General features: G+C 43.5%; 24 protein-coding genes. 12 read left to right on the top strand and 12 right to left on the bottom strand.

Annotation, left to right across the window (positions count from 1 at the left end; genetic code table 11):
• Positions 1–108: 108 nt before the first annotated feature.
• From ACOBWA_RS12710 to ACOBWA_RS12700, 3 genes are all read right to left on the bottom strand, one after another.
• A complete protein-coding gene (locus ACOBWA_RS12710; RefSeq protein WP_420229564.1) occupies positions 109–876 on the bottom strand; it encodes a hypothetical protein in 768 nt (255 codons plus the stop codon).
• Positions 795–1,199: a hypothetical protein gene (locus ACOBWA_RS12705; RefSeq protein ID WP_420229563.1), complete on the bottom strand. Its 405-nt coding sequence runs from the start codon at positions 1,197–1,199 to the stop codon at positions 795–797. Before ACOBWA_RS12705 ends, ACOBWA_RS12710 begins: the two co-directional genes overlap by 82 nt.
• 386 nt (positions 1,200–1,585) lie before the next feature.
• Positions 1,586–2,548, bottom strand: a complete 963-nt coding sequence (locus ACOBWA_RS12700) for an acyltransferase (protein ID WP_101206015.1) — start codon at positions 2,546–2,548, stop codon at positions 1,586–1,588.
• Between the two features lie 374 nt (positions 2,549–2,922).
• Between ACOBWA_RS12700 and ACOBWA_RS12695 the strand changes: the two genes are divergently transcribed.
• The 7 genes from ACOBWA_RS12695 to ACOBWA_RS12665 all read left to right on the top strand — a co-directional run bounded on the left by ACOBWA_RS12695 (position 2,923) and on the right by ACOBWA_RS12665 (position 11,679).
• Complete coding sequence (locus tag ACOBWA_RS12695) at positions 2,923–3,579, top strand: OmpA family protein (protein WP_057761553.1); 657 nt, start codon at positions 2,923–2,925, stop codon at positions 3,577–3,579.
• Between the two features lie 339 nt (positions 3,580–3,918).
• Positions 3,919–5,379, top strand: a complete 1,461-nt coding sequence (locus ACOBWA_RS12690; protein ID WP_420229562.1) for an imelysin family protein — start codon at positions 3,919–3,921, stop codon at positions 5,377–5,379.
• A gap of 285 nt (positions 5,380–5,664) precedes the next feature.
• Positions 5,665–7,341: a di-heme oxidoredictase family protein gene (locus ACOBWA_RS12685; protein ID WP_420229561.1), complete on the top strand. Its 1,677-nt coding sequence runs from the start codon at positions 5,665–5,667 to the stop codon at positions 7,339–7,341.
• A gap of 69 nt (positions 7,342–7,410) precedes the next feature.
• Positions 7,411–8,562, top strand: a complete 1,152-nt coding sequence (locus ACOBWA_RS12680; protein WP_420229560.1) for an imelysin family protein — start codon at positions 7,411–7,413, stop codon at positions 8,560–8,562.
• 3 nt (positions 8,563–8,565) lie between these two features.
• Positions 8,566–10,122: a DUF1513 domain-containing protein gene (locus ACOBWA_RS12675; protein WP_420229559.1), complete on the top strand. Its 1,557-nt coding sequence runs from the start codon at positions 8,566–8,568 to the stop codon at positions 10,120–10,122.
• A 120-nt stretch (positions 10,123–10,242) separates the two neighbouring features.
• On the top strand, positions 10,243–10,872 hold the full coding sequence (locus ACOBWA_RS12670; protein WP_420229558.1) for a M48 family metallopeptidase: 630 nt from the start codon (positions 10,243–10,245) through the stop codon (positions 10,870–10,872).
• Positions 10,873–11,076: 204 nt separating this feature from the next.
• A complete protein-coding gene (locus ACOBWA_RS12665) occupies positions 11,077–11,679 on the top strand; it encodes a methyltransferase domain-containing protein (RefSeq protein ID WP_420229557.1) in 603 nt (200 codons plus the stop codon).
• Here ACOBWA_RS12665 and ACOBWA_RS12660 read toward each other — a convergent pair.
• On the bottom strand, positions 11,657–12,328 hold the full coding sequence (locus ACOBWA_RS12660) for a hypothetical protein (protein WP_420229556.1): 672 nt from the start codon (positions 12,326–12,328) through the stop codon (positions 11,657–11,659). The genes ACOBWA_RS12665 and ACOBWA_RS12660 overlap by 23 nt on opposite strands.
• Before the next feature lie 39 nt (positions 12,329–12,367).
• Positions 12,368–13,279 (bottom strand): hydrogen peroxide-inducible genes activator, encoded by a 912-nt coding sequence (locus tag ACOBWA_RS12655; protein WP_201568716.1) that lies wholly within the window; start codon positions 13,277–13,279, stop codon positions 12,368–12,370.
• Positions 13,280–13,547: 268 nt separating this feature from the next.
• Here ACOBWA_RS12655 and ahpC point away from each other — a divergent pair, with 268 nt between their 5' ends.
• Positions 13,548–14,114 (top strand): alkyl hydroperoxide reductase subunit C, encoded by a 567-nt coding sequence (gene ahpC, locus ACOBWA_RS12650; RefSeq protein WP_057761534.1) that lies wholly within the window; start codon positions 13,548–13,550, stop codon positions 14,112–14,114.
• Between the two features lie 169 nt (positions 14,115–14,283).
• On the opposite strand, the gene ACOBWA_RS12645 is transcribed toward ahpC, so the two are convergent.
• Positions 14,284–14,532 (bottom strand): YdcH family protein, encoded by a 249-nt coding sequence (locus ACOBWA_RS12645; protein WP_057761532.1) that lies wholly within the window; start codon positions 14,530–14,532, stop codon positions 14,284–14,286.
• Between the two features lie 438 nt (positions 14,533–14,970).
• Here ACOBWA_RS12645 and ahpF point away from each other — a divergent pair, with 438 nt between their 5' ends.
• The 4 genes from ahpF (at position 14,971) to ACOBWA_RS12625 (ending at position 18,252) form a co-directional block, all read left to right on the top strand.
• Positions 14,971–16,548 (top strand): alkyl hydroperoxide reductase subunit F, encoded by a 1,578-nt coding sequence (gene ahpF, locus ACOBWA_RS12640; protein WP_420229555.1) that lies wholly within the window; start codon positions 14,971–14,973, stop codon positions 16,546–16,548.
• A 321-nt stretch (positions 16,549–16,869) separates the two neighbouring features.
• Entirely contained in the window at positions 16,870–17,961 is a 1,092-nt protein-coding gene (locus ACOBWA_RS12635; protein ID WP_420229554.1) for an alanine/glycine:cation symporter family protein, read from the top strand.
• A complete protein-coding gene (locus ACOBWA_RS12630) occupies positions 17,949–18,107 on the top strand; it encodes a hypothetical protein (protein WP_420229553.1) in 159 nt (52 codons plus the stop codon). Before ACOBWA_RS12635 ends, ACOBWA_RS12630 begins: the two co-directional genes overlap by 13 nt.
• Positions 18,088–18,252: a hypothetical protein gene (locus tag ACOBWA_RS12625; RefSeq protein ID WP_420229552.1), complete on the top strand. Its 165-nt coding sequence runs from the start codon at positions 18,088–18,090 to the stop codon at positions 18,250–18,252. Before ACOBWA_RS12630 ends, ACOBWA_RS12625 begins: the two co-directional genes overlap by 20 nt.
• Positions 18,253–18,336: 84 nt before the next feature.
• Here ACOBWA_RS12625 and ACOBWA_RS12620 read toward each other — a convergent pair whose 3' ends face one another.
• The 6 genes from ACOBWA_RS12620 to ACOBWA_RS12595 all read right to left on the bottom strand — a co-directional run bounded on the left by ACOBWA_RS12620 (position 18,337) and on the right by ACOBWA_RS12595 (position 23,521).
• Positions 18,337–19,098 carry a glutathione S-transferase family protein gene (locus tag ACOBWA_RS12620; protein ID WP_420229551.1) on the bottom strand — a complete coding sequence of 254 codons (762 nt, stop codon included), beginning with the start codon at positions 19,096–19,098 and terminating at the stop codon, positions 18,337–18,339.
• Between the two features lie 499 nt (positions 19,099–19,597).
• The gene (locus ACOBWA_RS12615; protein ID WP_420229550.1) at positions 19,598–20,134 is read right to left on the bottom strand and encodes a bile acid:sodium symporter family protein; all 537 of its coding nucleotides are present in this window, start codon (positions 20,132–20,134) and stop codon (positions 19,598–19,600) included.
• Positions 20,135–20,521: 387 nt separating this feature from the next.
• Positions 20,522–20,854, bottom strand: coding sequence for a TIGR01244 family sulfur transferase (locus ACOBWA_RS12610; RefSeq protein ID WP_057761521.1), 333 nt, complete (start codon positions 20,852–20,854; stop codon positions 20,522–20,524).
• A 65-nt stretch (positions 20,855–20,919) separates the two neighbouring features.
• A complete protein-coding gene (locus tag ACOBWA_RS12605; RefSeq protein WP_057761519.1) occupies positions 20,920–21,246 on the bottom strand; it encodes a beta-lactamase hydrolase domain-containing protein in 327 nt (108 codons plus the stop codon).
• Between the two features lie 237 nt (positions 21,247–21,483).
• A complete protein-coding gene (locus ACOBWA_RS12600) occupies positions 21,484–23,187 on the bottom strand; it encodes a SulP family inorganic anion transporter (protein ID WP_420229549.1) in 1,704 nt (567 codons plus the stop codon).
• A 46-nt stretch (positions 23,188–23,233) separates the two neighbouring features.
• The gene (locus ACOBWA_RS12595; RefSeq protein ID WP_057761516.1) at positions 23,234–23,521 is read right to left on the bottom strand and encodes an ArsR/SmtB family transcription factor; all 288 of its coding nucleotides are present in this window, start codon (positions 23,519–23,521) and stop codon (positions 23,234–23,236) included.
• Positions 23,522–23,682: the final 161 nt, after the last annotated feature.

Raw genomic sequence — 23,682 nt, 5'->3', positions numbered from 1 at the left:
GGTTATCGTTAGCTGAAACTGTCATATACAAACCCTTAAAAATAATTCTGTCACGGTATTATGTCTCTTATTATGTCTCTTATTACGTCATGCTATTAGATAGCTAAACTATAGATTTAGCATATCTTGGTGCTTCCATTGCTGCACTTTTACTTGCGCTTCAAACGCAGTCAAACTGTCATCAATGATACTAGAAATTAAGGTATCTAGCGCTGTATTATTGGTATCTATTTGCGCAATACCGCTAGCAATTTCCATCATTAATATATCCAAGCGCTTAGGGTCTAAAAGTCGCTTGTTTAATGCATTGACGACGTTCTCACCGATATTGTGCCCGACGTGATGTAGCTGTGATTCAATCAGGCTGCCCGCGATAGGTATCATGCGTAGATAGCGGCGCAATTCGGGTGTGTTGGCCAATCCTTCTTCAATAGCATTGCCCATCTCGCTCGCCAATATACTGCCGCCACCTGATAAGGCAGTCAGTTCCTGCAGCTTTGGTGCAAGCTCTGTACGCAGTACGGACAATACGGCCGCTTCAATTTTATTTCGATTTTTTGCAATCGTCGACTCAATGAATGATTTATGCGTGTCTGAACTGGTTAGCTCTTGTCGAAAGTTTTGTATCGCTGTCAAAATAACGCGATCTGAGAGCTCTTCTAACAGTAGGTCAATGTAGAATTTGATTCGATTGATCCACGTCTGGGGCAGTACTTGATAGCCAAGCTGATATAGACGTCGTCCAATAACCACCGCTCGCAGCAGTCGCAAAGCACGTAGCTGCGGAAAACAGCCTAATACTTCGTACCAATGAACGAATGGGAAAAAGAACCAGCGATAATAGACTTTTTGTTTGATGGCAATCGCCCAACGCAATAGCAACTCAACGACCAAAAAATAGTAAAAAATCCTCCAGCAGTGCGTAGAGGATCATGTAGAGTGCTCTGATACCAATTGAGCGCTTCACTAATGGTTAGCCATTCTGCAGCATTACTACTAAAATTACTCATCAAAATAGCGTCGATACTGATCAATAGCAGATCAATACTGATCGCAATAATCATAACGATATCGTAAGTGAGCTTAAAGCGACTCGGCTTTGGATGGTTCGGTTTTGGCGGCTCATCACTTATTGGATAAGGAGGCTGACTCAAAACAGATTCGGTAGCTAGCGGCGAGCTAGTAGTAGAGGTGGGCACAGTCATACCTTATAAGTAATAAATGGCACAAAGAATGGGTCAGAAATCGATATTTACTACCATTTACTATCAAAGTAGACATCGAAAATCTATGCGTTCATGATTAGTCACATTATCAATGAATAAGGTTAAAAAACAACCCATCTATGATTAAAATTTACTTATGATGCATGGCTGTTTTAACAGTAAACATCATAAGTAAGATATGACTATGGTGACACCTGTACCCGTAACTTTGTTCCTCAATAACTTTTTATCTCGTACTCGATACTTATTACATCAACGTTTGTTACATCGATATTTACTACTTAGTACGCTTGTATCGACTGTGCTTGGTATTTTATAAGGTTTGACGGACAACCATTTAATATGGCTGCTCATGATTGTTAGGCATCTTGCGCTTTAGGATTGGTTTCAAAATCTGCCAACATAGTGCTAATGCGTTCATCTTTTTGACGCCACACCTGTTCAACCCAGTCGAACATTTGAGCTTTTGTATCCTCGTCATTTTCGTAGCCACCTTGCTTGATACTTTCGAACAACGCATCTGGTATGTCGATGTAGCGCAAGTCAACGCCCAAACGTTTGATATTACCTTTCCAAAGATCCCCATAGCTTGGCACACCATCAGGGTATACGATTGTCATGTCTAGTATGCCATCGATATCTTCACCTAGTGCGCTAATAGCCAATGACAATCCGCCTGCACGAGGTTTCAATAAGTGCTTATAAGGCGATTTTTGCTGAGCTTGTTTGGCTTTGGTGAAACGAGTACCTTCCAAATAATTTAATAAGGTAAACGGTTTGTCTTTTAGTAGGGCGCAGGCACGTTTGGCTTCTTCGATGTCCTTGCCTTTTAACGCAGGATTTTTGGCGATGGCTTCTTTTGAGTGTCGGCGCATCATTGGAAAGTCTAAAAAGTAAAAAGCTTGACCAACGATAGGAATGTAAATCAGCTCAAACTTGGTAAAAAATCGCGTAAGTGGCAAACGTTTTTCGCCAATATACTGCACGATGCTAGTATCGACCCATGATTGGTGGTTGCTCACTAGCAGGTATTTACCATTGGTATGGATATCGTCCGGTAGGTTGATACGCCAATCTTTGCGAGGCAACATGTTATCGATCAAGGCACTGTTGCTACTGATCCAGTGAGTAGCAATTTTTATGACGGCTTTGTCTGCAATAGAGGCGCCAGTAATGACTTTACCGACGCCCATTAGCCATAAAGGAATACTACCACCGAAGCTATTGGCGGCGATGACACCAGTAGCTGTTGCAAGCGACACAGCTTTGCCCAGTTTAGGCGAACGTTTATGCATTTTTCGAATGGTAGATGTCAATCGCATGCTCAATCCTTTTCAGTCTATCTGATTAATAATAAGCAGTATGTCGCTGAATCTGTCCTAGTCAAGTCAGGAATATCATGAACGTAAAGCTTTAAATCATGACTATTTAAAGCGGACAAATTCATCGATATAATTTTAGCAGAAACATGTTGTAGTGTACGGTTGTAAACGTGACTAGTGGTAGCAAGGCGCGAAAATTTGACCTATAAAATCATTGAAATATAACCTGCACTTCTCATACATAGGTATGACAAAATATTACACAGAGATAGGTTGTAGTTGCCATAATAATGGGGAATGTAGATAAGTACTTAAAAAGATTAACGGACAATCTTTATAAAAAGCACGATTTTTTAAACTTAAGAGGAAATATTATGCGTAATACTTTAATGATTGCAGCAGTAGCATCAGGTCTAGCACTTAGCGGTTGTACAACAGATCCAAACACTGGACAACAGCGTCTAAACAAAGCTGCTCTAGGTGGTCTAGTTGGTGCAGCAGGTGGTGCAACTATTTCAAAAGCAACAGGCGGCGACAAAACTGGTCGTGATGCAGCTATCGGCGCAGCACTAGGTGCAGGCGTTGGTTACTACATGGAACGTCAAGCTCGTCAGCTTGAGCAGCAAATGGCTGGCACAGGCGTAACTGTTGAGCAGAACCCAACCACTGGTAACATTGATTTGGTTATGCCAGGTAGCATCACGTTCTCATTTGATGATGCAACCCTTAGCTCATCATTCAAGCCAACGCTTGATAAGCTTGCTTCAACGATGAACCAGTACAACCAAAACACAATTACTATCGCTGGTCACACTGATAGCAAAGGTTCTGCATCTTATAACATGGGTCTGTCACGTGATCGTGCTTACTCAGTTGCTAACTACTTAACAGCTCGCGGTGTTGCTTCAAACCGTGTAAACGTTGTTGCTTACGGCGAGTCACGTCCAATCGCAGACAACAACACTGAATATGGTCGTGGTCAAAACCGCCGTGTTGAGCTAACAGTTAACGCACCACAGAGCGTAAACTAATCAATAGTTATCTATAGCTATTAAGTATGTGCTAGATATTTGAGCACATATATTTTAAAAAGAGCCAGCAATCTGCTGGCTCTTTTTTGTGTTTTCAGTTTGAATAAAACAGTGATGATTAATAGATATAGTTAATATTAAATTAAATATTGATAATGATTATCAATAACACTATAATTTGTCAGTGTTTGCTATCAATGCAATATTAAACGTCTTATCGTGCGCACTGAGAATCAATGTGCATGGCTAAGATAGCCTGCTGTAACATGGCTTGATTATCAAAATAATTGAGGCTACTTAACCAAAACGAATTTTTTGCTATATTTCTTGAGGATATGTATGACGATTACCACAGTAACGAGCCGTAAGCTTTTACCAACTACTTTAGCTGTTGCACTTGCAGGATTGTTAATGGTGTCGGGCTGTACAAAGCAAGCCGATGAAGACACCAATGCTGCGACAGAAACGCAAACAGAAGTAGCAAACACAGAGACAGCGGATAATTCAGAGATGACTGCTGCCGAAAAAGCACATATTGATAGATTGATTATCAGTTATGCAAATATGGCACACGCCGCTTATAAAGATTCGCTGGACACGGCCAAAGCGCTACAAACTGCGGTAGAGACTTACGTGGCCACTCCAACACAAGAAAACCTTGATGCTGCAAAAGCTGCCTATAAAGCAGCACGCCAACCATATTCACAAACTGAGATTTTCCGTTTCGATGAAGGCTTTGTGACTGCCAATGATAAACGTGCTATCAACAGCATCGATAGCTGGGAAGGGCAGATCAATGCTTGGCCACTTGATGAAGCGCTGATTGATTATGTTGGTGACGACTATGAAGGCGAATATAACAGCCAAGAGAACATCATCAATAGCGACAGCATTACTGTCGGTAGTATCAAGCAAGATACCAGTACAATCACACCTGAGCTACTCGCAGAAATGAATGAAATCGGTGGTAGTGAAGCCAACGTAACGACTGGCTATCATGCGATTGAGTTTATGCTGTGGGGTCAAGACAACAACGGTGTGAAAGAAGGTGCAGGTAATCGCCCAGTCACTGACTATGCGACTGAAGCCGGACAGTGTACTAGTGGTGAGACCGTCAATGAAGATGCCAGTATCTGTGAGCGCCGCGGGGAATTCTTAACCGCTGCAACTCAACTATTGGTCGATGATTTGACCGCGATGGAAGCCCAGTGGCAGCCTGATACTGAGAATACCTTACGTAGTGATTTGATAGCGCGCAAATATGACAATGGTCTGCGCCAAATTATGTATCAAATGGGCAGCTTAGCATTAGGTGAGCTTGCTTCTGAGCGTATGCAGGTCGCTTTTGTTACGGGTTCTACCGAAGATGAGCACGAATGCTTTAGTGATTTGACTCATTTAAGCTATGCCAATAATGCGCGCGGTATCCAAAACGTCTTTAATGGTAGCTATACAACAGTCGCTGGCAAGACAGTGGGCGGCTACGGTATCAAAGACTATCTAACGGATAACGGCCACACAGAAGCTGCTGATAAATTGGCTGCTGAGTTCAACAAAGTAGAAGGCGCGTTTAACGTTATCGTTGAAAAAGGCGAAAAAGACGGCATCAAGATTGACCAGATGATTGCAACTGTCGGTCAAGCCAGCCAAGAAGGTGTCTCTGCTGAAGAACAAAACGTTCGCCGTGGATGGGTTGAAGCGGGTATCACTAGCTTACAAGAGCTGACGGCCAGTATCGAAAACGCTGCAAAAGCAGTTGGTATCGATAATCTAGACGCAGATGCAGGGTCACAGTTTTAAGAAAAATTTAAGCTAGCGGCCCTTATTTAAAATCTTTTCATTGGCTTTGCGACGTTTTATTAGTCGTTATAGGTCAGTAACCGCTGTTTATTGGATACTTAGATTAGATATAATACGTGCGTTGTCAGCCACCGTTGGCAACGCATTTTTACGAGCATTAAATGAGCCAATTGGCCGGTGTACCACCTCATTATATGTCGATAAGCAATGATTGTGACGACATATAATGAGATGGTATGACAAAATTTTAATGGTTCTACTCTAGCGCTAAGGCAATTAATTTCTATGAACGCCAACTATGTTAACCCCTCTGATTCTCCTCTTGCTACTCAAATCCTACGACATATACCCTCTAAGCTTGCGCTAATTATCGCGAGTGCAATGGCCATCAGTGCATGTCAACCATCTGATAGCGTTTCTGACGACAATTCTGACCATGTTTCTGATAACACTTTAGATCAGGCCTCAAGTAATGAAAGCAGCACTGAAAACAGCCAATTGCTATCGTCTGAAAACGCCAAAAATATAGAAACACTGGCAGGCGTGCCGATGCAGCAACTGGTGAGCTTTGACCCTCAAGAGATTAAGCAAGGCGGCGACTCTGGTATTAGCATTAGCAGTGCTGAGAGCTACTCAAAGCCCTCATCGAACCTAGCAGCTTCTCGAAAAGGATCGTTCTTTATTGGTAACGCGTTTTTCAAGCAGCCATGGGTCGTCGCTCCTGCTAGTACTGATAGTCGTGATGGACTGGGTGCATTATTCAATGTGGCCGCTTGCCAGTCCTGTCATGTCAAAGATGGGCGAGGTCATGCGCCGATGACTGCCGATGACGATGCTGATAGTTTATTGATTCGTTTGTCTATGCCAGCGACGACTGATGAGCAGCGCCAGCAGCTACAGGATTCGCTAATTGAAAAGGTAGCTCATCCTATGTATGGTGGCCAGCTACAAGATCGCGGTATTCAGGGCGTACCTGCTGAAGCAAGAATCGCAGTGCAGTGGACAGACAAACCAGTTACCTTTGCTGACGGGTATGTCGAGACACTACGTGCGCCAACGTTTAATTTGACCAAACCTGGTTACGGTGCTTTTGACGATGACATGATGGTATCGCCGCGTGTTGCGCTACCAATGATTGGGCTTGGGCTACTAGAGCAAATACCTGACGATGACATTAAAAAACAAGCCAGCGACAGTAGCAATGGTGATATCAGTGGTAAATTTAACTGGGTCATGGATCCGCAAACGGGCAAGCGGGCGCTTGGACGATTTGGGTGGAAAGCTGGTCAAACCAAACTGATTACTCAAAACCAAAGTGCCTTTAACGAAGACATGGGTCTGACGTCCAACATCCGTCCTAACGAGTCATGTATGCCAACGCAGACCGCTTGCCTAAATGCAGCGACAGGTGCTGATGAACAGGGCAATGGTAAATCACCTGTGGAAGTAAATGATGAGGTCGCGAAATTTGTAGAGTTTTATACTCGAAATCTAGCAGTGCCGCATCGCCGTAATGCGGATGATAAGCTCGTACTGGCTGGCAAAAAGCGTTTTTATGACATGGGTTGTCAAAGCTGTCATACGCCAAGATATCAGTTGCCAAAAACCGACGATGATCATCTTGAGCAGCATGGACAAGTGATTTATCCTTACACAGATTTGCTATTGCACGATATGGGCGATGATCTCGCTGATCGTACGATTGCTGGCAAACTACCACCAAAAGATGCCCAAGTTGAGTTTTTAGCCAACTCTTATGAATGGCGTACGCCAGCACTTTGGGGCGTGGGGCTTGCGCAGACAGTTGATCCTCAAGCGACGTTTTTGCATGATGGCCGTGCCCGTACGTTGATGGAAGCTGTTTTATGGCATGGCGGAGAAGCCGAAAAGCAAAAGCAACAAGTATTGAAGTTGGACAAACAAGGTCGCGCAGAGCTTAATGCGTTCCTAAAGTCGCTGTAATAAAGTCGCTATTATAAAATCAGTATAAAAACGCTATAAATTACTACCTATAACATTACCGAGAAACCTATGAAAATAAACCACGCTTTGGCAATGGCGCTATCTGCATTGAGTGCTGGACTGCTGATCAGTTGTGTCAAACCTGCCGATGACAACAAAGCTGCAGATGTAGACAGCCAAAAAGTTGTGCAAGACAGTGCAGCTACTGACAGCTCAGTAGAAAACAGCAAAGAAAGTACTGAGCAAATCGTTGCAGTAGATATCAGCCCTGAGACTGCAAAAACGTATTTGACGCATGTGGCAGACGATATCGTGATTCCTGCGTATGCTGATGCAGCTAAGCAAAGCGATCTGTTGAACGAATTGGCGCAGAAACATTGTACCCAAGCGCCAGTAAGTGGCGATGAGCTACAAGCATTACGTGCGCAGTGGCTAGTATTGGCACAAGCGTGGTCAAGTGCTGAGATGGTCAACTTTGGTCCTGCGACTGCTAGCATGAGCAATCTATATATAAACTACTATCCTGACGAGCGCGGACTCGTACACAGTGGCGTGGCTGATTTGATTGCTGCCAATCCAAAACTAACGCCAGAGCAGCTTGCTGGCGAGAGCGCTATCGTACAAGGCGTGCCAGGGTTAGAAGAAGCTTTGTTTGCCAATGACAGTTTAGACGCTGGTCAGTGTGCTTATGTGATTAGCGCTAGTAGTGCGTTGAGCACGCGTCTAAAAGACATCGAGAAAAACTGGCAGCAAAACGCGACTGATTTATTGGCGATAGACAAAGCAGCAGAAAGCGATAGAGGCTTAAATCAGTGGATTAACTCTCTACTATCATTGATTGAGACCATGAAGTCTAATGCCATTGATCAGCCACTAGGTCTGACAGGTAAAGCAAAAGGTCATCTGCCTGCTGCTAGTGCTGGTCAGAGCCGCGCTATTATCAATGCTAAGTTAGATATTATCAATAAAGCCATGACTGACCCAGTACTGACGGCTATTCTTGGCAGCAATGATGAAAACAAAGTTTCGGATAATTTATCGACTGCATTGGCTGATACAACCGCATTATTAGCACAAATGCCAGAAGATTTATCAGAGGCTAATAAGGATGATCAACAAGCGTTATACGATCATCTGACTGATGTCACTCGTCTGATTAAGCGCCAGTTAATCCCAGCACTTGGTATCCGTGTGGGGTTTAATAGCACTGATGGCGATTAGACAATGTCTACTATCGAAGCGGGTACAGCAGTGTCAGCAGTCCAGACTCATGACCAGATGAACAGGTCTAATCGGTCTGGGAGAACTTCGTCAGCTCATGAGCTTTTGACGACTTCAGTGCTGACAGCAGTTAGTACGGCAGCATTAGTTGGTATTCACCATCGTTATCGTAAGCAGCAGCATCCAGATGCCAGTCTACAAGATTATGTAGATGGTATTCGTACGCAGTTGCAGGTATTACGAGCTGGTCCTGATTCAACGCCGAAGCTTTTGCGCTTACGTTATGCTTGTGAGCAAGCAGCGGCAACCTGGAAGCAGGCTTATCATGCTGTAGGTGATGGTAAAAGTAACACGCCTGACTTTGCTGTCATGCATACGACAACGATGCTGGCACGACCAGTCAGCTGGGTCAGTGGCGTCGCCTCCATGCCAAAAGATCAGACCTCATCAAGCCAAAATGAGCATGACTTTGGCGTGGTAGGTATTGATGCCGACAGACAAATCGTTTGGCAAACGACTATGCCTGAGCGTGTCCACGACATCGTTGTTCAGCCTCTGCCTGTCAATATATCTCAAGCTCAGCATAGCCATGTGGATCAAAAACGTGATGTCGTCGTCATGGGTCGTCGTCCAAGCGAAAGATTTTGGGTGCTTAATACGTCAAATGGGCAAGTACAGCATGCGATTATAGCTGATATAAACCGTCACTTTTATGGTCATGCTTGCTATAGCTTAGATGGCAGCTTGCTCTATGTAACCGAGAATGACACGGTGAGTCTGGCAGGTAAAATTGGTATCTATGATGCCCATGATGCTTATCAAAAAGTAGCAGAGTTTGATTCATATGGTATCGGGCCGCATGAGCTGATTATGCATCCTGATAGCGAAACGCTCGTCATTGCAAACGGTGGTATCAAAACCGAGCAGGCCTCACGCGAAGAGCTAAATCTAGATACCATGCGACCCTCACTGGTTTATCTGAATCGTCACGATGGCACACTGCTTGAGCAAGTGACTCCAGAGCATAATCAGATGAGTGTGCGCCACTTAGCCATGCACGATGACGGCACAGTGATGATCGGTATTCAGTTCCAAGGTGAAAAACATATCAATGTACCGTTAGTGCTGACTCATAAACGTGGTGACGGCAGCTTTACTCCATTGACTATGCCAAACAATCAATGGCAACGTTTTCACCAATATATCGCTAGCGTGGCGGTGGATAGTGAGCGTAACTTACTGTGTGTGACCACGCCGATTGGTGGCTGTGCGGCGATTTATGATTTACATACCCGAGAGCTGATTGATGATGTAAGTCTGCCAGATTGTGCAGGGGCTTCAGTGTTAGCTAACTCTAGTGTTTCAATGAGTAAAATTGATAAATATGCCGAGCCGACAGGATTTATTGTCAGTGATGGTCAAGGTCAGTTAACAGCGTTAAGGGTAAATGCTTTGCCTGAAGTAAAGTTGGACGTAAACGACATCGAATCTCATGAGCGGATTATCAAAGACAGTCAACTGCATATGATGTCGTTTGACAACCATTTGCAAGCACTGTGACCCATGATGTTCAACAAGAACGGCAGATGAACAGGTATGGCGCTTAATAATGACTATCACTAGAACAGTAGTAATAGTCAGCCAAGGAGATAGAGCATTAGCTTAGACACCAATTTAGATATGGTCAGACAGCGGCTTGCACGAGTAGGCATTGAGCTACATATCAGTCAAAAGCGTGTTAAAAATATCAATTTTCGCTTAAAGCCTCATACATTGATGGTCTCTGCACCGATGCATGTCAGCGCATCACAAATGTTGCATGCTGTGGCTAAACGGGTGCCATGGGCTATAGAAAATCACCCACAGGTATTAGAACAATATAGACGTAGACAGAGCACGTCGTCTGACCCTTCAGCTGCGAATAACTCAGTTTCATTATGGGGTACAGAGCAATCATTTACGCTAAGCCCCGATCAAAAAATCACCTATTATCGGCAACAACTCTCCGAAGTCGCACCTGCACTATTTGAAAAGTGGCAACCAATCGTTGGCGCTTATGCCAATGAGATACGATTGAAAAAAATGCACACACGTTGGGGCAGCTGCAACACGCGTGCAAAGCGAATTTGGTTATCAGTCTATCTTCCTGCCTATCCTATCGAGTGCACTGAGTACGTAATCATTCATGAGCTGTGCCACTTGCATCATGCCAATCATAGCCGTGCGTTTTGGCAAACGGTTGCGACAGCGATGCCAGATTATCAGCAATGGCATAACATCTTAGCAGGCAAGACAGGACAGCTAGATTAAACGTATCACCTAACTATCTAACCATCTAAATAACCCTAGCAACCATCTCGATATCATCTATGTAACTTTCATTATGCTGAGCAACAAGTCCTATTTTTATTATCATTTTTAAAATAAGCACACACCTGGATAAGCCTGATATGATAAGAAATAACGGTACAAATCGTGTCGTTTAATTAACAAGTTTATATACAGGGATGTCATATGGAAAACGTCAACCAAGCGGAGTTTTGGCAGCAGCGTTATGAGAAGAACAGCATCGGTTGGGATATGGGGCAGGTATCACCACCGCTCAAAGCTTATATCGACCAGTTACCTAAGAGCGCAAAAGATCAGGCGATACTAGTGCCAGGTGCAGGTAACGCCTATGAAGTGGGCTACTTATATGAGCAAGGTTTTACCAATATCACGCTGGTTGACTTTGCCCCTGCACCGATTGAGACGTTTGCAGAGCGCTATCCTACTTTCCCTTCTGAGCATCTGATCTGTGCGGATTTTTTTAGCTTGTCAGCTGAGCAGTATCAATTCGATTGGATACTTGAGCAGACGTTTTTTTGTGCGATTAATCCGTCGCGACGTGATGAATACGTGCAGCAGATGGCAAAGCTGTTGAAGCCACAAGGTAAGCTAATTGGGTTGTTATTCGACATGGATTTTGGACGGGAGGAGCCACCATTTGGCGGCAGCAAGGAAGAGTACCAGCAGCGTTTTCAAAGTCATTTTGATATCGATATTATGGAGCCTAGCTATAATTCACATCCAGCGCGGCAGGGTAGTGAGCTATTTATAAAGCTGCGAGCAAAGTAAGCTCGCGCTTGATATTAGCTCGAGCTTGCGTTTCTAACTGCTCATAGTAATGGTCAGTCAGATAGAGTTTGGGATGTGCTAGTAATCCTTGTAACACTGCAGTGCGCCCATCACAGTAATCGTCAGCGGCGACATGCTTATATTCTTGACGTATCGCCTTTGCATACTGCTTGTAGGTAGGCCAAGGCGCACCCAAAATACTTAAATCCATATCTAACAGATATGCCGCATCGTTATATTTGTCACTGTCTATTAACGTATCTAGCTGATGATTAGTCGTCATCATAATGAGAGCGTGAATCTGTTGGCATTGCTCTGTGCTTAGATAAGGGCTCAAGGCAGCTGTTGCAAATTTTGCACTTTTTAGCTCGTTGTCGGAGCGTGTTGGGTCATATATCACATCATGATAGTATAGTGCCAATGCAATGATATGCTGCTCAGACAGATGGTGCTTAATACTTTCAAACTGTACCAATAACTGCTCAATATGATCGAGCGTATGATAAGCACGTTGTGATTCGCCATAACGCGTCACGATATTTTGCCAAAGTCTATCTATTTGCTTTGGCGAAATATCGCTAGTCATAGTTGATAAATGTTGTGCAAAGCACTTGCCAAGCTCATCATGCTTATTTGAGACAGTTTTCATATGTCATTTTTCACTATGACCGTGGTAAAGATGATTTGATTATTCTTTGTTAGCTACCGCATCTTTAAATGCTTTATTAAACACCTCACCAAGCAAACTAACATCATCGACACGCGCATAGTTCAGACGGGTGACAAAGGCAATATGGCGATGCGGCCCGTCTTCAGCCAATGGTATGGCGACGGCATTTTGATTCTGCAGGTGCAGCTGATCGAGCGCCATTTCAGGAACTAGCGTTGTGCCCATATTGGCAAGTGCCATTTGAATCAAGGTATTTAAACTGGCATCTGAGAAGCTTGACTTCATTTGTGCGCGGTCGAAATGACAGACAGACAGCGTCTGGTCAGTTAGGCAGTGCCCTTCACCAAGTAACATCAGGTTGGCAGTCGCCAGTTCATCAGCATTGATGGTATCAAGCTTGGCATGTATGTCGTCTTTTGGGAACACGGCAAAGAAGTCTTCACTCCAAAACTCAAAACTGTGTAGCCCATCTACCGCATAAGGTAGCGCAATAATAGCGGTGTCGATATGACCGTAGCGTACCTGTTCAAGCAAACGCTCTGTCTGTTGTTCGACGATGGTCATACGGAACTCTGGATATTGTGCACGCAGCGCAGGCAGTACTTTTGGCAGCAAATAAGGCGCAATCGTCGGAATGATACCGACAGTCATGGGATAGGCAAGCGGCGTCTGATGGCTATGAGCACGCGTGGTCAAATCGCTGACCTCAGAAAACACTCGCTGCGCCCGTGTGAGGATGTCTTGACCGATAGGGGTAATCAATACCTGTTTATTGTTGCGCTCAAAAATCTGAGTATCTAGCTGTTTTTCTAATTCTGCGATACCCAAACTTAGTGCAGATTGCGAGATATTGCAATCTTCAGCCGCACGTTTAAAATGACGATGTTTGGCGACGGCTAGGGCAAACTCAAGTTGTCGTAAAGTAATCATAAAACCTCTCTGTTAGTGGGTTTTTAATGCAATTTATTATGTTTGGTCAACCTTTATAAGGTAGCAAATTACCAATTAACCACCACTGATAAAATGTAGAGATAATAGTTTAACAAGTTTAATAAAACAAAACATCACATTAAAAACTTTTAACTGGATTAACCGTAGAATTCGCGTATAGTTTGTCAGGTAGCCCAGAGAGCTAGAGGGCTAATTGAAAAAACCATATAAATAATTTCCAATTTACTTAACTATAGAGGAGCCAACCATGGCGTCTATCATCAATCAAGAAATCCCAGAATTTTCAGCAGATGCATACGTAAACGGTGAGTTCAAAACCATCACTTCAGAAGACGTAAAAGGCAACTGGGCGATTTTCCTATTTTACCCAGCTGATTTCACGTTCGTTTGCCCAACTGAGCTAGAAGACATGGCCGCTCATTATGACGAGCTAAAAGGTCTTGGTGTTGAAGTATACTCAGTATCTACTGACACGCATTTCACGCACAAAGCATGGCATGATTCTTCAGAAGCTATCGGTAAAGTACAATACCCAATGATCGGCGATCCTACTGGTAAAATCACTCGTGGCTTCAACGTTATGATTGAAGAAGCAGGTTTGGCTGAGCGCGGTACATTCTTAGTAGATCCTGATGGCTTGATCCAAGTCGCTGAAATCCATGCTGGCGGTATCGGCCGTAGCGCGAAAGATATGCTACGTAAAGTGAAAGCAGCACAGTATGTTCGCGAAAACGATGGCGAAGTTTGCCCAGCAGCATGGGAACAAGGCGGCGACACATTGAAGCCAAGTCTTGACCTAGTTGGTAAAATCTAAGTAGACATTTCATACTTAGATAAAAGTAGTGCTGTATCTTAAACATCTAATTTAAGTCAGTGCTACAAATAAAGACCCCATTAACATAAGTTGATGGGGTCTTTTTACGTCTTAAGCATAGATATTGTTAGTATTATTTTTCAGCATATCTCTAAGTATAGACGCAATATTAAGCGCGAGACTGTGCTTTATTTTTATCAATGGTTTTATAAATCTCGTCTTTAAGCTGTAGCTTTCGTCGTTTCATCTGTTCGATTTCTTCGTCGCGACTGGCATGCTTGACCACATCGTTTTCAAGCTTATTGATTTGCCTATCTAGAGTTGTATGCTCGTCAAAGATACTCGCAAAATGCGTGTCCTTTTGCTTGAGCTCATCGATAATATCACTGTGATCTTGCCATGTGTCTGTCATTGTCATGTTGTCATCCTTGTTATTTAGTGCAAGCTTAGAATAAGCGTAAGCACGTTATGGTTAAGACGCTTATGATGGTGAGATTTTTTTGGAAGGGGTGGAAGTTTAATGGTAATAAAGATAGCTACTTCACGATATTGATAATGCATATTGCTATCAATACCATTCGATTGTAGCGAAAAAATAGACCATGTACCATCACTATCATTTGCTTATGTATTTATATTTAATTATTTAAGTTAATAAATGATTGGTTTTATAAAACATAAAGTTTGAGTTTCTCAGCTTGCCGAAACTCGCTAAACGCTTGATAATAGACACATCAAAGGGCAAGAGCCCACTACATATAACCTTTTATACAAAGTTATTAACACCAACTATTTCATATTTAAACGCGTAGCATGACAGCTGCCGTTACATATTCAGCCATAATGAGGAACAAACATGATAGATCAGAATTTATTAGATGCCGTTAAGAGCTATAGCGAAAATATGACACGCCCAATTACCTTTGTATTAGGTAATGGTACGCATGCAAAACGTGCAGAATTGGTAGATTTTTTGACCAAGATTGCTGGAACAACAGACAAAATCAACTTCGATGCAGAAGCAACTGACGATAGTTTGCCTAGTGCGATTAGTTTCAAAGTAGTCAGTCACATTGATGGCGCATCAAATGACACTGGTATCGTATTCAGCGGTATCCCAGGTGGTCATGAGTTTACGTCATTGATTTTGGCGATTCTGCAAGCGGGTGGTCATACGCTAAAGTTGGATGAAGGTATCCAAAAGCTAGTTAAGCGCTTTAATAAGCCGCTACAGTTCCAGACCTACGTGTCATTGTCATGCCATAGCTGCCCAGAAGTCGTTCAGGCATTGAATCAGTTTGCGCTATTAAACGATGGAATTAGCAATGAGATGATCGACGGGGCATTGTTCCAAGAACAAGTAGAAGCGAACAAAATCCAAGGCGTACCAGCTGTATTTTTGAATGGTAAACCATTTGCTAACGGCTTAATCGACACTGCTAAATTGATCGGAAAATTGCAAGAGCAGTTCCCTGACTTATTGTCAGAAGTAGAAGACGATGCTGAGCAATTAGAGCAGCAAGACGTCACTATCATCGGTGCTGGCCCTGCAGGGGTGGCAGCTGCGATTTACACCGCGCGTAAAGGCCTAAAAGTAACTATGGTTGCTGACCGTATCGGTGGACAGGTAAAAGATACGCAAGACATCGAAAACTTGATTTCAGTACCGCTAACCAATGGTACAGATTTATCGACCAACTTTGTCAAGCACTTGGCCGAATACAACATCACATTAAAAGAGCATGTGAGCGTTAAAGAAATCGACGAGACTGAAGAAGAGAACTACAGTATTCACCTAAACACTGGTGAGACTTTTAATACTCGTAGTATTATCTTAGCGACAGGTGCTCAGTGGAGAAAGCTTGGTGTACCAGGTGAAGAAGAAAACATTGGTAAAGGTGTGGCTTTCTGTGCGCATTGCGACGGCCCATTCTTCAAGGGTAAAGATATCTCAGTGATCGGCGGTGGTAACTCAGGTGTTGAAGCAGCACTAGATTTGGCAGGTATCGTTAATCACGTTACTGTACTCGAGTTCGCTGATGAATTAAAAGCTGACCAAGTACTGATCAACAAAGCTAAAGAGAAAGCTAACATCGAGTTCATTACCGGTGCAGAGACGCAAGAGATCAAAGCGACTGATGGCAAAGTATCATCTATCGTCTACCAAGATCGCAGCACAGGTGAGACTCATGAGCGTGATTTATCAGGGGTGTTTGTACAGATTGGTTTAGTACCAAACACTGGGTTCATCAAAGGCTTCGTTGATCTAAACCGCTTTGGTGAGATCGAAATCGATGAGCGCTGCCGTACAGATCGTAAAGGTATCTTTGCTTGTGGTGACGTAACCACCGTACCATTTAAGCAAATTAACATTGCGATGGGTGAAGGTAGTAAAGCGGCATTGTCAGCGTTTGAATACTTGGTCATGCAGTAAGCTGTTCGGTTTAGTTTCAGTATAAAAAGCCACCTCGGTTGAGGTGGTTTTTTGTGCTATCGCATAAATACGTCTATATAAAAAATCCTGATATTTAGAAAATGGACTCTTAAGTAAACAAATAACGCGATTTCACTCAGAAAATATCAGTATTTACGTTACAAATTCGACATTTGCATTACAAACTCGTGTTGTTGATGCAATAATGTATGCAATAAAACCTATCATAGCGTCATGAACTATAAGGAAAGTAGGCATGGAATACATTGAAGCTTTTTTGCCCTAGTCGGGGATCTAACGTGGGGCTGGGCGCTCGTGCCTATGCTAATTATTTTTGGTTTATTATTTACCATCGTAGGTAGGTTCGCTCAGTTTAAATATTTTAAACGTATGTTCCGTGTGTTCAAAACGGATGAAGTAGGAGACGACGGAATTTCTGCTCGTCAGGCGTTGCTCGTTTCTATCGGTGGACGTGTGGGCGGCGGTAACATTGCTGGTGTTGCTGTTGCCATCTCTTTAGGAGGACCGGGAGCGGTATTCTGGATGTGGGTTGTGGCCTTAATTGGCATGATGACCAGTATTGTCGAGTGTAGCTTAGCGCAGCTTTATAAGCGTAGAGACACTGATGGTAACTTTCGCGGTGGCCCTGCGACCTATATTTTACATGGGTTAGGTAAAGACTATCGCTGGCTTGCCGTCATTTATGCTATTGCTTTACTACTGTCTTTCTCTATTGGGTTTATCGCGTTCCAAGGCAACACGGTAGCAGGATCAGCGCTTGAAAGCTTTGGGATTGACCGCTGGATAACGGGTGTAGTACTGGTAATTGCAGGTGGATTTATTGTCTTTGGCGGTATTCAGCGCATTGCTAAAGTAGCCGACGTTGTCATTCCGGTTATGGCATTAATCTATATCAGTATGGCACTTATTATTATTGCGTTTAACTTTACAGAATTGCCTGCACTGATGGTAATGATTGTTAAAAATGCTTTTGGCATTGAATCTGTCGTGGGCGGTGGTATTGGTGTGGCGATTGAGCAAGGCATGAAGCGTGGTTTATTCTCTAATGAAGCAGGTTTGGGTTCTGCGCCTAATATTGCCGCCACCGCTTACGCCACTCATCCTGTTAGTCAAGGTATCTCGCAGTCACTGTCTGTGTTTATTGATACGATAATCGTATGTAGTGCCACCGCATTTATGATTTTACTGAGCGGCGTGTATCAACCAGGTGCTGAAGTCGATGGTATTGTACTGGCACAGCAGGCGCTAACGACCCAGCTTGGGGATTGGGCGCAGTATATTCTCACCATATCGATATTGTTATTTGCCCTAAGCTCTATCATGTATAACTATTATATGGGTGAAAATGCCATTAATTTCTTGATCAAAAGAATATCAAAATGGCGACTCTGATTTTGCGAATTGTTGTGATTGCGGTATTATTCTTGGGCGCAGTGGCTCCTGCAGCAACCGCAGTGTTCTTCTTTGCTGATCCGTTGATGGGCGATGCTAGCGCTAGCAAACTTATTGGCCTTGATAATGTTGTTTCCGCGAGCTAAGCGTCTACTTGACGACTTTGCAAGTCAGTTAAAATCAGGGGTTAAAGAGCCGCTATTTGATGCGCAAGAGTATGAAAAGTTGGATCTCGATTTGAGCGCATGGGGTAAAAAAGCAGTGAAAGAAGCGTTAGACCAAAAACAGTAGTACCTGTAGGCTTTATTTCTCATGAAAGAAAAAACCACTTTAACTGAGTTGAAGTGGTTTTTTTATGCAAGATATTATTTATGCCTAAAATGAATGGTTATTCGCCAATACGCCAACGACAGACAGTATTTCTCCTGCTTCATCTTCTTCAATAATACGAGTCTCTGTCAGTGCTGATTGTTGCCACGCTTGTATGTGCGGATGATTTAGCATGGTTTGGCAATACTGCTTGGTAAATGGCTGCAAAGTAATATTAGATGCATCAGCATAAGTCTGTAATCGCAGCACCACTGGAGCAAAAAACACATCAGCTGCTGTGAAATCTCCGAATAAGAAACTGTCTGCTGAGCGATCTTTTAAACAATCGGCAAAAATGTCTTCGATACGAGCGATATCTGCTAAGCAAGCACTACTTGGTTGTATCTTAGCCGTTGCTCGTATATTCATCGGCATCTCGTTACGAATGCCTGTCAATCCCGAATGCATCTCAGCCACGATGCTTTGGCAATAGGCGCTATTTATCCTACTTTGATTATTATTCCGTTTTTCAGCGTTAGATTTATCATTGCCTGTCCAAATATCAATATCCGTAAAGTACTCATTAACATGAATAGCAATAGCTAAGGTGTCCCAAACGGTTACTTTATTATCTTTTTCACCATAGACTAAAATAGGTACTTTACCTGTTGGCGAATGCGCTTCGAGCGTTGGACGTGCTGATGGATGAAACAACTCAACAAGCTGATCATCAAAATCAACATTGAATGCTTTAAGCAATAGCCATGCTCGTAGCGACCAAGACGAGTAGTTTTTATTACCAATAATTAATAGCGGTTTTAGCATCATAGAGTCCTATTAAGCGATAACAGTAGCATTTTATTATGTACTCAATATTGAGTATTGCCCAGTCTATAAACCGAGCCATATTTCTATTATGTAAATCATATTTCGAAAAAAACGCCCATCTAATATTTAGACGGGCACTTATTTAGAAGGACGCTTTTTATTTCTTACATTCGCTATCATCAATTCTTGTTTTTAATTAGGAAAATAACAGGCAGCGCAACGAAATACATCAGCACACCGTACAAAGCAGCAGGCAGCGCGATGACGGGTAGTGTGCTCACGCCCATGATGATAGGGGCTAAGGTGATAGCCGTCGTACTATTTTGAATACTGGTTTCTATCGAGATGGTTTTGGTATCAAACCAGCTAAGCTTTAGGACTTTAGAAATTAAGATGCTAATAGCAAATAAAATAGCAATGATAAAGACCAGCTCTAAACCAATTTGAGTGAACTGTGTTTGTAGTAGTTGCCAGTTAGAGGCAATAGCAGCGAAGACAATTAGTACAAAAATACGCTGGCCAAGCCGTTTAGAAGGCTGCTACGACGTACCATAAAGTCCGTAAATTTGTGGCGAGCAAGCATACCAAGAGATACGGGCAATGTGGTCAATAAGAACATGACTAGGCCAATCTTTATCGCGCTAATAGAGTTTGCCTGATCTTTCATAAAATGATCAAAAGCCAATGTAATTAAAATGGGCAATGTAATCACCGACAATATGCTGACCACACCGGTCAACGCGATAGAGAGCGCGACATTTCCTTTGGCATAGTAGGTTAGCATGTTGCTAGTGACGCCACCGGGACAAAAACTAATCAGCATAATCCCAAAAGCAATCGCTGGTGGCGGAGCCGTCACTAACACGACTGCTAGCGCAACCAACGGTACCAACACAACTTGATTGATTAAGCCAACAAAGAACGCTTTCGGATATTTGGCAATGACCTTAAAATCACTCAGTTTTAGCCCTGCTCCTAGAGTGAACATAATGTAGGCAAGGGCTAGTGGCAGTAATGCTAGCGCGGTATTATTCATCAAACATTCCTTGTAAAACTAAAATGCCATATCAAGATGGCTTTTTGAAAGTAAATAGCAGCGGGGCAACTTTGTCACCATACAGCTGCTCACATTCCATGTGTTTAGGTATTTAATCGTCTAGCTATTTAGGTGTCTTAACCACTAAGCTAGCTCATGCCTATCAAATGATAATAGCGGTATTACGCTCGTATAGTAACCCACTTGTCGTGACTATTGAGGTTGGTCGAGGTTGTTGGAAGCTATCGGGAAATGATTAGGCAGTAACTAGGCAGTGATTGGGCTGTTTGTGGCTAATAAAACTTTGAGAATAATGACAAGCGCAGTAAAAAGCCCACAAGATTCTGTGGGCTAAATACGCTAACTTTCTAGTCTATTTATGCTGCACTAGTCGTCTAACAAATCCATTTGCTTAGCTGCTTCATAGATACCGTTTGAGCGGTTACCTGTGCGGCAAAAAATCAGCATTGGCTGCTCAGCTTGATTAAAGAAATCTGCAAACGTTTCAACGTGAGTTTGATTTAGCTCATTACCTGCAAAAGAAATCTCTTTATAAGCAAGACCAGCTTCTTTGGCGGCTGCTTCGATTTCGGCACTGGTTGGCTGATTTGGCTCTTCACCATCAGGACGGTTGTTAATAATGGTTTTGAAACCATTTTCGGCAATCATAGGCACTTGGTCAGGCGTGATTTGTCCGGTAAAGCTAACTTCATGGCTCATAAGAGCTCCTTTTTTATTGGTGTTGTTGGGTTTATAAAACGTGTTAGTTCGAGCGACGGTTATCGTTATAACAGACCTTGCATCAATGCACTTTGGTACAGTAGCTTGGCGCGTGCCCCAGTGCCACAAAACATTAATATAGGCTTGGGCATTGAGTGATAGAAATCGGCAAACTGCTCGACCGTCAGCATACTTAGACGCTCATCATCAAACGGCAGATGCTGATACGCTAGGTTCGCCTGTTCCGTAGCAGTCGCCAAATCGCAGCTATTAGGCTGTGTTTCAATCTCAGCATCTGGTCGAATATTAAGCACTGAGCGATAACCAAGCTCAGCAATCTTAACGCATTGGCTTGGGTATATTTGCTTATAAATCGTTAAATCATCGGTCATAAAATAGGTTCAGTTATATTTGTTAAAGTATATTTATTATTGAGGGTTAGGCTAAGAATATCAAAGGACTATAAATCAGCAATTTTTTAGACCGATTTCTAGGTTAATTGACTCCCTATTTAGTGCGTCTAGCATAACACAGGCGCTATCATAGCGATATTGTGTTGTAGGCGACAATAGTAATTGAGGTTGAGTGAAATTAATGTCGCAGCGATTTTGTTATGAGCAAACTATAAATTATTTTAACGCATCGACAGCATCTAAGGTACTCAGATAGACTTGCCCTGATAGCTCGCTAATCAATGGGGTGTGACCGATGATGTCCATCACAGGACCTTTGATAAAGCTAAAGTGTAAGCGCTTGTTCTGTAATGCCAATTCGTGGTTTAGGGTGCAAAGCATTTCTTGAGCGGTCAGATCTATATGGTTGACGGCCGCCATAATCAATATGATTTCATTGGCATCTGGATATTGCTGCATGGCATTGAGGATGCGTCGATGTACAGATTCACTATTACCAAAGAACAAACTCTCATCGATACGCAACATCAATAAGTTGTCAAAAGTTACGACGTCATGGCGATTGATATTACGAAAATGTCCTGTACCGCCCAATTGCCCAACGACAGCCACATGTGGCTTACTCGACTGCCAGATGAGACTGGCGAATGACACCATTAAACCAATGACCAGTCCCGTGTTTAGCCCAAATATAAGCACACCGACGAACGCTGCCAAAAAGCTAGCACCATCTAAGCGATCGCGCTGCCATGCAGATTTCAACGTCGCAATATCTATCAAGCCAATGATGGAGGCCATGATTGTTGCGCCCAGTAGTGCATAGGGCAGTGGGGCAAGTGCATTGCTAAAGGCTATAAGCGCGGCAATCATCACCAGTACGGTGACGAGACTGGCAAGTGGTGTCTTAGCACCTGAATCGGCATTGATAGCCGTACGCGAAAAACCACCAGCAACCGCAAAACTTTGGAACAGTCCACCAGACAGATTGGCCAGTCCAAGTCCAGTCAGCTCACGATTGGCATCAAAGCTCTCACCACGCAAGCGGGCATAGGTACTGGCAACTGAACTACTTGACACAAATACGATCAGTGCCATCAGTCCTGCGGTTGGCAATAGCTTCAGCGCCTCTTGTAGGTCTGAGATATGCGGTAACGTAAAGCTCGGTAGCCCTTGTGGAATACGACCGATGGTCGCCACACCATGTGTGCTCCAATGCAGTGCCATACTGAGTACGATAGCGATGCCAAGTAAAATAAGCGGGAATAAGCGCTCTGCCCATTTGGCATATGACGATGATAGCCACGTCTGCCATATCCACTCACTTGCATAGCGATTGGCAACCAATAGCGCAAATGCGGTCACACCAATAGCTAAGGTCAATGGATGCAGCTGGCTGGCATAGCGTTGCATAGTAGTCAAATACCCAATCAAACTATTGCCAGTGACCGGAATGTCGGTCAGATATTTGAGCTGACTGACAAATATAAGGACTGCTGCACCGCTTACAAACCCTGCGGACACACCGCGACTGATAAACTGCATGATCCAGCCAAGTTTTAATCTGCCTGCTATCCACAGCAGTGCACCTACCATCAGTGCCAATAGGCTAGCCATCAGTGCATACTGTTCAGTCCCTTGCTCAGCATATGGCAGTAGACCACTGGCTGTCATAATGGCGGTAATGGCAACAGGTCCTACAGCTTGCACGTTGCTAGAGCCGAGCCACGCATAAACGAGGACAGGTACGATCGCTGCATATAGACCATAGACAGGCGGCAGTCCTGCTAACACGGCGTAACCTAAGCTCTGCGGTATGACCAACACGCCCACCACTATGCCTGCGACGAGATCAGTCGGCAACGCTGAGAGCTGGTATTGACGCAGCCAAGCTGGAATCAGACGAGCGACGATAGAGGACATATCAATCACCACAGTAGATAGTACAAATAATTAGGCGAGGGCGGCGTTATTCTGCTTTGGCACAAAAACGTTGATACAGCAGATCGAGTACAGCTAGCGCATCTTCGCTTGCGATACTATAGTAAATTTGCTTACCTTCGCGGCGTGTGGCGACCAGCTCGTCTTTACGCAATATACCCAGTTGCTGCGATAAGCTCGGCTGTCCAACTCCAACCAAATCCTCAAGCTCACCGACGCAATATTCACCTTGGGTCAATTGACAAAGAAGAAGTAGGCGATCAGGGTGCGATAGCGACTTTAATAGTTGGCTGGCTTGTAGCGATGCTTGCTGCATTTGCTTGGCAAGATCGGCAGGTACTAAATCTGCAGTATCAGATGACCCATCGTCAGTAGTACTGCGAGTAGGTGTACCTTCGGCTGAAATAGAAGTAGTCAGAACAAATTCCTTACATTAGATGGTAACAAATGCCATGATGTTTTGAACAATATATAGTT

The organism is Psychrobacter sp. ER1 (genome assembly GCF_048631835.1).
Lineage (GTDB): Bacteria > Pseudomonadota > Gammaproteobacteria > Pseudomonadales > Moraxellaceae > Psychrobacter.
The sequence above is the reverse complement of the archived record's forward strand: the minus strand, read 5'-3'. Positions and strand labels throughout refer to the sequence as shown.